Origin of the sequence: Streptomyces sp. NPDC001544 (genome assembly GCF_042894285.1) — a bacterium.
GTDB lineage: Bacteria > Actinomycetota > Actinomycetes > Streptomycetales > Streptomycetaceae > Streptomyces.
Genome location: NZ_JBIAVN010000017.1, coordinates 59,966 through 72,220, shown reverse-complemented (window position 1 = coordinate 72,220; position 12,255 = coordinate 59,966). Strand labels below are relative to the sequence as shown.

At 65.2% G+C, this 12,255-nt stretch carries 10 protein-coding genes and 1 tRNA gene; 6 read left to right on the top strand and 5 right to left on the bottom strand.

From position 1 onward, the window contains the following. Positions 1 to 3: 3 nt before the first annotated feature. Positions 4 to 975 carry an ArgS-related anticodon-binding protein NrtL gene (nrtL, locus tag ACFY0F_RS31750; RefSeq protein ID WP_388801946.1) on the bottom strand — a complete coding sequence of 324 codons (972 nt, stop codon included), beginning with the start codon at positions 973 to 975 and terminating at the stop codon, positions 4 to 6. Positions 976 to 1,062: 87 nt separating this feature from the next. After that, positions 1,063 to 1,536: a response regulator gene (locus ACFY0F_RS31745; RefSeq protein WP_388801943.1), complete on the bottom strand. Its 474-nt coding sequence runs from the start codon at positions 1,534 to 1,536 to the stop codon at positions 1,063 to 1,065. Between the two features lie 116 nt (positions 1,537 to 1,652). On the opposite strand from ACFY0F_RS31745, the gene ACFY0F_RS31740 reads away from it, so the two are divergent. The 3 genes from ACFY0F_RS31740 (at position 1,653) to ACFY0F_RS31730 (ending at position 4,626) form a co-directional block, all read left to right on the top strand. Continuing rightward, positions 1,653 to 1,724: transfer RNA gene (locus ACFY0F_RS31740), tRNA-Arg, on the top strand. 344 nt (positions 1,725 to 2,068) lie between these two features. Further along, a complete protein-coding gene (locus tag ACFY0F_RS31735; RefSeq protein WP_388801940.1) occupies positions 2,069 to 3,370 on the top strand; it encodes a GNAT family N-acetyltransferase in 1,302 nt (433 codons plus the stop codon). A 374-nt stretch (positions 3,371 to 3,744) separates the two neighbouring features. Continuing rightward, on the top strand, positions 3,745 to 4,626 hold the full coding sequence (locus ACFY0F_RS31730) for a hypothetical protein (RefSeq protein WP_388801937.1): 882 nt from the start codon (positions 3,745 to 3,747) through the stop codon (positions 4,624 to 4,626). Here ACFY0F_RS31730 and ACFY0F_RS31725 read toward each other — a convergent pair. Together ACFY0F_RS31725 and ACFY0F_RS31720 are read right to left on the bottom strand one after the other, a co-directional pair. Continuing rightward, a complete protein-coding gene (locus ACFY0F_RS31725) occupies positions 4,623 to 5,621 on the bottom strand; it encodes a DNA-methyltransferase (protein ID WP_388801934.1) in 999 nt (332 codons plus the stop codon). The two genes, ACFY0F_RS31730 and ACFY0F_RS31725, sit on opposite strands and share 4 nt — an antisense overlap. A 448-nt stretch (positions 5,622 to 6,069) precedes the next feature. Further along, positions 6,070 to 6,483, bottom strand: coding sequence for an ATP-binding protein (locus tag ACFY0F_RS31720; protein WP_388801931.1), 414 nt, complete (start codon positions 6,481 to 6,483; stop codon positions 6,070 to 6,072). 207 nt (positions 6,484 to 6,690) lie between these two features. On the opposite strand from ACFY0F_RS31720, the gene ACFY0F_RS31715 reads away from it, so the two are divergent. The 3 genes from ACFY0F_RS31715 to ACFY0F_RS31705 all read left to right on the top strand — a co-directional run bounded on the left by ACFY0F_RS31715 (position 6,691) and on the right by ACFY0F_RS31705 (position 11,667). Then, the gene (locus ACFY0F_RS31715) at positions 6,691 to 7,542 is read left to right on the top strand and encodes a helix-turn-helix domain-containing protein (RefSeq protein WP_388801928.1); all 852 of its coding nucleotides are present in this window, start codon (positions 6,691 to 6,693) and stop codon (positions 7,540 to 7,542) included. Positions 7,543 to 7,546: 4 nt separating this feature from the next. Continuing rightward, a complete protein-coding gene (locus ACFY0F_RS31710; RefSeq protein ID WP_388801925.1) occupies positions 7,547 to 7,735 on the top strand; it encodes a DUF397 domain-containing protein in 189 nt (62 codons plus the stop codon). A gap of 401 nt (positions 7,736 to 8,136) precedes the next feature. After that, a complete protein-coding gene (locus ACFY0F_RS31705) occupies positions 8,137 to 11,667 on the top strand; it encodes an AAA family ATPase (protein ID WP_388801923.1) in 3,531 nt (1,176 codons plus the stop codon). Between the two features lies 1 nt (position 11,668). Here the strand turns inward: ACFY0F_RS31705 and ACFY0F_RS31700 are convergent, their stop codons facing one another. Further along, positions 11,669 to 11,968, bottom strand: coding sequence for an NIPSNAP family protein (locus ACFY0F_RS31700; protein WP_388801921.1), 300 nt, complete (start codon positions 11,966 to 11,968; stop codon positions 11,669 to 11,671). Positions 11,969 to 12,255 lie beyond the last annotated feature (287 nt).

The following is a 12,255-nucleotide window of genomic DNA, read 5'->3' as shown; positions in this document are numbered from 1 at the left end:
CTCTCAGAGGTGATCGGGTGCGTCGATGCCGAGCAGGGACAGGCCACCGGCCAGCACCGTCCCGGCGGCTTCGGCGAGGGCGAGCCGGGCACGGTGGGCGGCCGAGGGTTTCTCGTCGCCGCGCGGCAGCACGGTCAGCAGGAAGGGCAGCGCGGCATCGGCGACGGTGACGAGGTGCCGGGCGAGACGGTCCGGGGCGCGATGGATGGCGGCCGCGGCGAGGATGCGGGGATGGTCGGCGAGGGCGCCGACGAGCTCGGGGTTTCCGACCGCACAGGGCTCGGCGGTGAACCCGAGGCGGGCGGCGTTGCGGGTGAGCGCCCGGGTACGGGCATGGGCGTACCGGACGCGGAAGAGGGGGTTGGCCTCCCGCTGGACCAGGTGGTCGGCGGTGATCCGGGGTCGGTCGTGCGCGGCGGGATGAAGCAGGGCCCACTGGGCGGCGTCGGGGCCGAGCGGGGCGGGGTCCTCGGGGGCGGGCACGGGCCGCAGATTGACGGGCTCTGCGTGCTCGACTTCCGCTCTCCCACCCTGGGTGGCGACGATCCGCACAAGCGCGTCGGCGACGACCTCGGCTCGTACGTCGTAGGGCACGCGCAGGGTGACGACCTGGCCGGCGAGGGCGTCACCGTGCCCGTAGGCGGGACCGCGGTGGCGGATCTCCCGCACGAGGTCGGCGGTGGGGTCGACGTCCGGCCGGAGGCTGATGTTGAGAAACCCAGGCCCGGTGACAACAACGTCATCAACACCATCGAGGGTGGCGAGATGGGGCCGCAGTATCTCGGCGACCCGCAGCGGAGGCTGCCCGGCCGGCCGGGCGAGCTGCAACGCGACATTGGTGGCGTAGTCCCCGCACCCCCCGGGCCCAGGCGGCGTGACCTGCACCCTCTCCGGCACGGTGACGGCCAGCTCCCCCTGATCCACGGCACAGCGCACGGCGTGCAGCACGGTGCGGGAGAGCTCGACGGGAGTCACGGGACAAGCGTAGGGGAGGAAGGGGGTGGGCACGCGACCCGATAAGGCGCGAAGGTCCGGGATGCGGACAAGGGACTGCGGGACTGCCTATTGCAGCTGCTGATGCTGGTGGGGCTCACCCACCACCGAGTCAGCCCTCCCCCGGTCGACCAACCGCAGAACGAGCCGCACCAGCTCAGCGGGATCGAAGGGCTTGGCGAGAAAGGCGTCGACCCCGGCATCGAGGCCGGCCTCCACCTCGCGCTGCGTACACGCGCTGACGACGGCGATCGGAAGCTCCCGCGTCCGGGGATCCGCCCGCAAGCGAGCGGCGGTCCGAATCCCATCAAGCCGGGGCATGACGACATCAAGCGTGACGACATCGGGCCGCACCTGATGAACGACTTCCAGACACTCGGCACCATCGGCCGCGGTCACGACCTCGAGGCCCTCCAGCTCGAGATTGACCCTGATCAGCTGCCGGATGACCTTGTTGTCGTCCACAACAAGCACCCGACCCGACGCGCCTGGCACAACTCGAGAGTAGGTCGACCCCGGCCACCGCGTCCGGGTTTTCCCCACTTCCACCCCACCCGAGCGACCCGCCCACCCCCGGACTGCGGAAACCCGTTCATGACCACCCCGTCAGAGCTGGTAGTGTTTCACCCGTCGCCAGGAGCGAACAGCTCCCCGCGAACGCCCCCGTAGCTCAGGGGATAGAGCAACGGCCTCCGGAGCCGTGTGCGCAGGTTCGAATCCTGCCGGGGGCACTCGCCGAGTCACACGCTGAAACTAGCATTTGACCTGGGCGGATGCCGACAGAAGAGGGCGGGAGTCAGTCTCACTGACTCCCGCCCTTTCTCGTTGCCTCTCAGTGTGCGCGACCCCTGCGGCACACTCACCGCATTTGAAAGCTTGCACTCCTACCCAGAGGTCTCAGTGTTCACCATTCCTCGCGATCTCCAGCGACAGGGCGAGACGTCTGCTAGCCATACAGCAGCGAAGTAAAGCAATCACAGCGACCAACGCCGTCCGGTGGCGGCCTCGGAGGGCCGCGACACGACCGAGATGACTATCAAACGACCGGTCTTCACAGACTTACGGAGCAGAGCGCATGACCCCGCGAACTACTCACCTCGACCCTGATCTCCGCGGCTGGCGCTCACGGAAGATCCGTGTCCAGTACTACCGCTGGTACGCCACAGTCGAGGTCGACCGCGATGGGTACGTCGACACCGCGCCCTCGCTTGGACACGATCCCGAGCTGCCCGCCACCTACAGAGAAGCCGCCGATACCGCGCGCAGCGCGGCTATCGACCGCATCTACTACGACGGATACCCGGGTAATTTCTCGTGGACAAACGGCTCGCGCTGGGTCACCCTGTTCGTTCCGTTCCCACATGTCGAGGCCACGGTCGAGGCGCTGCGCGTAGCTGAGCTCGACCACGACTACAGCCGACTCCATAGGCTCGCCGACCGGATGGCGCTCCCCGTCGATGACTGGCTTGCTCCCGGCGAACGGGAGCTGGTTCGCGGCGTTGATTTCGACTCGGCGCCTGGCGCATTCCTGGGGTTCTTGCGCGCCAAGGCCAACGAGCGTGGCCTGCGCCTTAACGGTCGGGCGACCGCCGGTAGCGTGTGGGTTCGCCCAACGCTACCGGCAGCCGAGAAGCAGATGCGGGAGAGATTCCCTGAGCGGTACCCCGGGTGGGTGGACCGCTGGACCGGGTACGTCGAATCGGAGGATGCCCCTCTGCGGCCTTGGGTGGGTGGCAGAGACCAGAATCTCAGCTACGGCGCGACCCCTGTGCAGTTCCGCCGGGCGGAGGCGCCGAGCGGCGGAGACTGCCCCTGTGGTCTCAGCCTGGGCGAGCCCTGGGACGGCGGTAAGGAGCACACGACCCATCACGCGGCCTGGGCGTTCGGTATTCGAGTGCCCAAGAACCTCGAGTGGTGGGCCGACTTGGCCGTAGTGACGACGCAGTCACCCGTCGCGTGGCGGAAGTTGGCCTACCAGGTGGCGCGGATGCCGCAGAAGGAGAACAAATACGACTTCAACTCGTGGTCCCACCTCGATGAGCCCGAGGTAACCTCGGACAACGTGCGGGCGTACCTGTTGAAGGCGAACGGATACATCATCGGCTACCTGAACGCCCAAGACACCAGCCAACACTACCGTTGGGATCTGGTCGAAGGGTCGCGGCGCGGCGACCAGGACAACACCTTGCGGCCGCGTATCGGCCTGGTCTGGGTAGCGGCCGTCTACCGCCATCAGGGCATCGGGGGAATGCTTGTACAAGCGCTTGCCGATGATTTCGGCTGTCAGGTCGCCGATGTGTCCTGGTCGAGCCCAATCAGTGAAGCGGGCCAGCGCCTCGCACGCCGGCTGTCGCCCGGGGGCATCTGGTTCAGCTGACCCGTAAGCAAGCATCCATACCGCCGATCAACGGACGCTGGACGGCAAGCCTGTCGATCAACTGCACCCGAGCCAGGACACCTTGTTCGGTCGCAGACAGCTGTAACACCAACAGGAGCGCGCCGCTCCGGTCCCACCCGTACTCCAACGGCTCCCCACTCTTCCGGTTGGCGATGTACGTCCATGTATGCAGCAAGTGCTCCCATGCGAGCACCACGAACTCGCCGAAGGCAGACACCGCCGTTCCGAGTCAAACCTTCTGATGATCCATCAAGTCATACTAAGATCGACGCAGTTAGAGGTGACACTTAGACCGTCATGGGGGCTGGTTCAACATGCCAAGGCCACAGCAGCGTGGGCGGATCTTCCCGATTGTGGAGATATACGGCTATCCGCATGATTCCACGGCTCAAGAAGCGCAAGCTGCCCAAGAAGCGGAACACTGCCCTTTCACTGACAGCGAATGCGAGAAAAAACGTCAGTACGGACTCGGGTACTGCTCCGTTACTTATTCAGCGGCCTGGGATGCGCAGCAACGTACCTACGCCGTGTGCGACCATAGGCTTGATGGGTACCCAACCCGTTGGGCAGTGCGCGATTACTTTGGCGATATGAAGGCTGTACTCGTGCCCGAAGTCGCAGCGACGCAGACACCTCGCCTCAATCTAGATTATGTGGCTTACGTTAATGACGCCGCCTCACCCGGCGGCATCAAGGCAATCGCCATCGAGACTCAGGCGATTGATCTGCGCGGAGGTGGCGTCGGTCCCGCGTTCAAGGCTTGGGAGGCCGGCGAGACCGACAAGTGGCGCGAATATTTCACCCGGGAGGCTGCCGAAAAAGGGCGCCGTGACACTATTGACTATGGCGTTAACACGGGCAATGTCTATAAGCGACTCGGCACTCAAGTCGCCGTGAAGGGAGAGTATCTCAAGCAGATCGGAGTGCCCCTGTATGTCGTAATGCAGGCCACTATCCTTGAGCAGCTCCGAGCGCGCATTGCGTTTAATCCTATATCGCACGATGAGCCGTGGGACATCACGTTCATGGGCTTCGATTACGACGGCACCATCCTGAATGACGGCCGCCTAGCCATGCCGCATGTCGAAACGGTGCGCACAACGCTTGAGGAATATACGCAGGCTATGACATCGAGCGGAAATGCTAACGCCATGCTTGAAGACTTCATTGCCAAGGTGAAGAAAAAAGCGGCTGGACAACTACGACAGCGCACCGACGACTCTCGGCTCTTCTAGAAGAGCGCACTGTCCTCAGAGTTGGGTTCCAAATCGTCATCCTCTTCACTGACGAACACTCCACCAGTGACATTTTGGCGCGCCGACTTCGAGAAATGAGGAGTAATCTCGAAGCCCACAGCGCGCCTACCATTATTCACTGCGACCGAGAGAGAACGTCCGGTGCCACAGAAAGGATCTACAACAAGGCCGCCAGGAGGACACGAGCTTAGAATTCTAGGCTCAATGAGCTTGGTCGGAAAGGTAGCCGAGTGACCATCAGAGCCTGAGGCTGCATTGACGGTCACAACGTCGCGCGCACCCTGCTCTACGGCAGACATATCATAGTAGTACTTGGCACGCCCCTCCTTGGGGCGCTTCACGAAGTGATAGAAGTGCTCATGCGCGAGACGCAAGCGATCCTTTTCCGGCCTAGGCGGAACATTCCGCTTCTCCCAGATCAAGTCATTCCGCAGGATCCAGCGCTTCTCCTGCATTGAGATGGCGAAGCGAGCTGGGATCAGTAGAAGCTGCTTTTCCTGCCTGAACCCTCCCATGGGGGTTCGCCGACGCATTCGCGGGTTATCGCCAAGCCCCTGTCGGCCATCAAGTCTGATGCTAGACCAGCGCGCAAAATACGTGTCGCCGATATTCACCCATAGGCTACCGCCTGGCTTCAAAGCCGCGGCTCCACGCTGAAAGATTTCTGTGAGATTAGACACGTACCATTCAGGAAGTGGCTCCATCCCAAGGCAGCCCCCATGCAGACGGTACCAGTCATACGACGGGGCCTGCTCCTTGTTGCCACCTTCGTCCAACCATTCCTGAAGAATGTCTTCGTTATGCTCCAGGCCATAGGTGCGAAGACCCCAGTACGGGGGGGAGGTAATGATCAGATCAACCGATTCGGGGGGGAGTTTCCCCATCAGGTCATAGGCGTCACCCTCATATACTTCCGCCCTGCGTTGGTGCGGGATCGGAATAGGGGCAGCATCTTCCATGTACGGGAACTCCATTCTTGCAGCATCGTCGCGCCCTGGCGCCGGTAGATTCTATCATCCTCGGCCACCAAGGAATGCATAAGTCACTAATCCTTATTGCCGCTTACCAAGCAATCCAGCTCTCTAGATCACTGCAAAAAGCTGACTCGAAATGTCGGCCGCAGCTGACGTGCTAGGTGAGCAAAAAATCAACGGCGCAATTGATACATCTTGCTAGATCACTGTGCGTATGTGGGGCCACTCGCGTTAAGTCCAGAAACCTCGCTCCCCAAGTTGTACTGAACGCGTCGATGGTGAGCACCAAGTCCTTGAAAAACCATTGGCACCTTCTTCAGCATGTGCACATCAGTGCATCTAGGAGTGACAAGCCAGCGATGATTGGCAGGTCCATATCAGCCTTCGCGCAACCCCAGGGTTGGCATCCGGGCAGTGAAACACATCTGCCAATCATTGCCGACGCGGCTTACGCGGCAGCCAACTCGCACCACACGACCTTCCCCCGGTTCCCGTCTCTCGTCAGCGGCTGCCACCCCCACAGGTCGGCGCACGCCCGGACCAGTCCCAGTCCACGCCCATCCTCCGCTTCGGCCACCTGCTCCAGCGGCACGGGGGGCTCCGGCGGCTCCGGGTCGGCATCCCAGGCCCCGATCCGCAGCACGCCCGCAGACCAGCGCACGCGCAGTGCGGCTGGGCCTTTCGTGTGGCGTACGGCATTGGAGACCAGTTCAGTCGCGAGGAGTTCGGCAGTGTCCACCAGACCGATCAGGCCGTGCATGGTGAGGATCAGGCGGAGGGTGCGGCGGCTGATGGTGACGGCGCGTGGGTCGTTCGGGATGTAGAGGCAGTATTCCCAAGATTCGGACAGGCTTTCGGGCATGCGTCAGCTCCGTTTCGGGTGGGGAGGGGATGCGGGGCAAGCGGTGGCATTGCCGCAGCCGTCGTGGCACGACGAAGCGGTGCGCTTCCGTAGCGTGTGCGTTACGTCACTGACGGTATGGCATAAAATTGTTCCACTGCAAGTTGGTCACGTAACCTGACCCCGAACGAGTCGCCGCGCCAAGATCTTTGAAGACGAGAAGGAAGCATGCCGCCCAGACTGCAACCGACGGCACATCAAATTCGCCTGGGCGCTGAACTGCGGAAACTGCGTGAAGCGGCAGGGCTGAAGGCCCGTGAGGCCGCCGCACTGCTTGGGTCCAACTCGGTCCAGATGAGTCACATTGAGGCCGGCATTGGTGGCGTCAGCGAGGAACGCGTACGGCGTCTTGCCGCTCATTACGGCTGCACAGACGCGGGGTTGGTCTCAGCTCTGGTGTCCATGGCCACTGAACGGACACGCGGCTGGTGGGAAGAGTACCGAGATCTGCTACCCCAGCCTTTCCTCGACCTCGCCGAGTTGGAGCACCACGCCAGCTACCGGCGGGACGTGGACTTCCTACACGTCCCTGGCCTTTTGCAGACCGAGGACTACGCCCTGGCCCTCTTCTCGTACGTGAACCCGGAGTTCCCCAAGAGCGATTTGGAGCGATGGGTGGAGCACCGGATGAAGCGCAGAGTCATCATCGAGCGGCCCGACCCGATTCCGTATGAGACGGTGATTCACGAGGCAGCGCTGCGCATCAGGGTCGGTGACCGATCCGCAGCACGGGCTCAGCTCGCCCGGATCCTGGAACTCTCTGAAGCCGATCACGTCACCGTGCGCGTCATTCCCTTTGATCTGGACGGCTTCGCAGGAGCAGGAAGCGCCATGGTGTACGCAGGTGGCCCCGTCCCCAAGCTGGACACGGTCGTACGTGACGGACCTCATGGTCCTGTGTTCATCGATGCTGAAGCTCAACTCGTACGCTATCGAACGCTTTTCCGTAGGGTAGAAGCGGCATCGTTCGAGCCCGAGCGTTCGCGTGACCTCATCTTCCGGATGATGAAGGAGCTGTGAGTCCATGGTGACCCCGAATACCTGGCAGAAGTCGTCCTACTCCGGCGGTGGCCAGGGCGACGCCTGCGTGGAGGTTGCACATCGCCGCACCCACATAGCCATCCGCGACTCGAAGGCCCCGGCCAGGGCCACTCTCTCCATCCCCACCGAAGCCTTCACCGCCTTCGTCGAGGCTCTGAAGGCGACACGGTGACGGACTTCGCTCCGCTCCCGGGCTGATCCACCTCGCTCCGCGCGAGCATCGCCAGCTCTGCAGGTACTCGAACAGCGCTGTGCAGAACCGCAGCCAGGTGTGCCAGCCTCAGCATTTGAGGACCAGTTCGTGAATAGCTCGGTGCCCACCCGGACGCCTCTGGGTTGAGCGTCCCGGTGGCCGGTTTCTGCAGGTGTTCTTGAACCCTGCCTTGTCCCCCCCAGATGATGTCCAAGGTTTCCTCGCGCACCTCCGGACCGTGGACTCTCGCGGTCCCAGTGCATGAAGGCCACAGGATGACGAACGTGACCGGGGGGCGTGACAGTGGTGCGCGGGTATCGAGCAGGCCTGCATGGGGCCGGTGCGGTATGAGGCAGCGCCTGCAAGTGGTGCTACAGATCATGCTGGCACTCGTCGCCTGCCTTCTCGGCATCGCCACCAACTACGCCACCAACGCGACCCACGTGCCCTGGGCGCTGGAGGTCATCCGTCGAGGATCCATTCCGGCCATCGGGCTGCTCATCGTCGCCATGGTGGTCGGTCAGGTCGTCGTGTACCGGCTGGAGAACCCGGCGCCCGAGCAGACGGAGTGGCCGCGTGACCGCATCCCATACCCGGGGCTGGACGCCTACAGCGAGGACGAGGCCACCGTCTACTTCGGCCGGGAGGCGCAGGCTGCCGAGCTAACGCGCAGGCTGCACGCCTCCGGGCCCCGTCCGGCCGACCGGTTCCTGCTGCTGACCGGGGCCTCCGGCAGCGGAAAGTCCTCGCTGGTGCGGGCCGGGGTCTTGCCTCGGCTGCGCCGTCGCCGGTGGACCATAGTGCCGACGTTCTCGCCAGGGTCGAACCCACTCAACGCTCTGGCCGCGTCCCTGGCCGTGGCCGGCGGTGGCGCCGAACCGGTCAGTGCGGTGGTGCGACGGCTGCGACAGGGGCCGGACAGCCTGGCCGCCGAAGTGTCACGGCTGCGCGGCGGGCAGTTCCGGCGGATCCTGCTTGTGATCGACCAGTTCGAGGAGCTTGTCACCCTTGCGGGCGAGCGAGAACAGGTCCAGTTCCTGGAAGCGTTGGACGCGTGCCTCCGACAGGAGCCCACTGTCCGCGTCCTGGCCACCTGCCGGGTGGATCTGCTCGGGAGGCTCCTCGGTACCAGGCACGCGCAGCTCTTGCAGCATCCGGTGGCGATCGGCACGTTGAGCCGGGCTCAACTCGCTCAGGTCATCGAGCGGCCGGGTGCCCTGGTGGGTATCTCGTTCGCCCCTGGTCTCGTCGAGACCATCGTGGACGACACCGGCACGGACGACGCACTTCCTCTCCTCGCCTACCTCCTTCAGGAGCTGTACTTCGCCTGCGGGCCGGGTGGCACGGTCACCGAGGAGACGTACCAGCGGCTCGGGGGCGTGGCTGGGGCGCTTGCGCGGCAGGCCGACAACACCGTGGCAGCCCTCAGCCCTCCGAACGGCATCGAGTTCGCCCTGCGGGTGCTGCTGAAGTTCGTCACGCTCGAAGAACGCGACCTCGCCCGCCGCCCGGTACGTCTGTCCGAACTCACCGACGAGGAGCGGTACGTGGTGGACGCGTTCATAGACGCGCGCCTCATCCGGTCCGACGCGGTGGAGGGAACGGCGGGGGACGCGACCGGCCCCCGGGAGGCGTACGCCGAGGTGACGCACGAAGCCCTTTTCCGCCAGTGGGCGCCTCTGCGCCAGGAGGCCGAGGCACGGGCCGAACGTCTCAGGGAACGTGCCGAGTTGGAGCGGTGGGCCGCCGACTGGGAACGGTCCGGGCGCAGCGTTGACTATCTCCTCACGGGTGAGCGGCTCGCCGTCGCTCAGAGGTGGCTGGTCGCGCTGGAGGAGGCAGGCCAGGCGTCGGCTACCGCCCAGGCGCTCGTTGATGTTTCGCTGCGCCGCGACTTGGCCTTCCTCAGTCGCGTCTCCGACAGCATCGGTCGTCAGGTGATCGCGAGTGCGGAGACCGAGCCGGAACGGGCTCTGCTCCTCTCCCTGGCTGCGCTCGGCGAGTGCGCGCCGACGCCGGCCGCGCGGCGCGGGCTCATGACGGCGCTTGCCGCCGGACACCTCCGTACTCAGCTGGGCGGACACGCGGACACGGTTCGGGACATTGCCTGGTCCGGCGACGGGAATCTGCTGGCCACCGCGTCCAGGGACGGTACGGCCCGCGTATACGACGCAAGCTCGGGGCGTCAGCTGTGCGTGCTGCCGTGCGACGGGGCCATGGTCGAGTCGGTGTGCTTCTCCCCCGACGCCACGCAGGTGGCCACCGCAGGCCGCGATCGCGTCGTGCGCGTCTGGGACGTCGCATCCGGTGAACCAGTCCGGCAGCTCACCGGTGCTGGGGACGTCGGACGGCAGGTCGCGTGGTCGCCGGACGGGCTGTGGATCGCCGCCACATTCAAGGACCAGGTCGTACGAGTATGGGAGGCCGGCAGCGGCCGGATCACGCACGAACTACGCGGCCACACGGGTGACGTCTGGGGGGTCGCTTGGGCACCGGACAGCTCCCGTCTCGCCACCGCGTCGCACGACCGGACAGTGATCGTTTGGGACTCGACGACAGGATCGGCCAGGACGACACTGACCGGCCACACGGAGTTCGTCGAGGGCGTCGCATGGTCACCGGACGGGGAGTCACTAGCAACGGGCTCCGGTGATCACACCGCCCGGATCTGGAACGCATGTACGGGCGAGTTGCGGCTGCTGCTTCGCGGCCACACCGACTACGTGTGGAACCCTGCCTTCTCGCCGGACGGCCGGATGCTCGCCACCCCGTCATCCGACCGGACCGTTCGTGTCGTCAGTACCGAGGACGCGAAGGTGGTGGCGGTGCTGCGCGGGCACACTGACACGGTGTGGTCCGTCGTGTGGTCACCGTCGGGTACTCAACTCGGCACCGCTTCGACGGACGGTACCGCCCGAGTATGGGACCTGAAGCCGCAGGGCGCCGAGTCCGTCTCGATCCACGGCCACGACGGGCCGGTCAACCAGGCCGCATGGTCCGGCGACGGCACCCGCCTCGCCACCTCCTCGGACGACGGCACCGCGCGGGTCTGGAGCGTGGACTCGGGTACACCCGCCGGGCCGGTGGTGACGCTCGGCGCGCGCGTGTGGAGCGTGGCATGGGCACCGCACGGTGACCGCATCGCCCTCAGCACTGCGGATGGCTTGTTGCGCGTCGTCGACGGAGCGGGCAGCACAGTGTTCGAGCTGCAGAGCGAGCCCATCGAAGGGTGCTCATGGTCCCCGGACGCCCGACGGATCGCGACCGGTGGACACGACGGCACCGTACGCATCCTGTCGGCTGTCGACGGCACGGAGCTGTGCAAACTCACGGGGCATCAGGACTGGGTGGGACGTGTGGCATGGTCCTCGAGCGGGCGGATGCTGGCCAGTTGCTCCGACGATCGCACCTGCCGTCTATGGGACACCACCGACGGCACCCAACTGACCGTGCTTCGCGGGCACGGCAACTATGTGGAGGACGCTGCCTGGTCTCCCGACGAGGAGCGTGTGGGCACGGCGTCCGGCGACTGGACGGCCGCCGTGTGGGACGCGACCACGGGGCGACGTATCGACGTGCTGAAGGGACACGAGGGGCGGGTGCGTGCTATCGCCTGGTCCCCGGATGGTCGTCGTATCGCGACCGGGGCGGACGACCGGACGGTACGGCTCTGGTCCGCCACCACGTTCGAGGAGGTGGACGTCATCGGTGTCCACCGGGACAAGGTGGCGTCGGTGGCTTGGTCCGAGGACGGTACCCGGCTGCTCACCGCGTCCGCCGACGGAACCGCGCGCGTGTGGCCGGCGGACCCCGACTACGACCGGCTTGAGGCTCGGGCGCGCGGGCGGGTCTTCCGCACCCTGGACGCCGAGGAGCGGCGGCACCATCTGCTGCCGCCGGACCCCGCTTGAGTCAGTAACGCTTCTCGACCGTACGGTCGTCGGTGCGCACGAGGTAGTCGTCCGGGTCAAGGCCCATCGCCTTGCGTTCCGGCGACGCCCAGTACATCGCGTTTCGCTCCGCGAAGGTCTCGGGACCGTCGTAGGAGATCAGCCAGACAAACTGATTCCGCTCCCGGTCTACCCAGGCTCCCCCGATCTCGAAGCCCAACTTCAGCCGCAGCGGAACGATGTCACTGCGCCAGCGCTCTACCCACTCGTCGAGTAACCCGTCGCGGACGGTGTACGTACGCAGCTGCGTGGTCTTGGGCATCGCGGAGCCTCCTGTTGAGTGAGGGGAAACCGGCAGGCCGTCCCATCGGTTCACACGAGCCTGCCGGACCACCGGCCCGAGTGACCGTACTCTCCGATCGGTAATCCGTCAGCACTTCGCCGCCGTCACAGCCTCGCCCATGTCATGGAGGCCTTCGCGGCAACGGGCGGTCAGGCAAGCAGCTCGCGGAACCCGGCAAGCAGAGCCCGCAAGCCCAGGTCGAAGGCATAAGCAGCCCGGCGCCTGCGCGTATCAACAGCACCGCGCCGGTGAGCCGCAGACCGCCC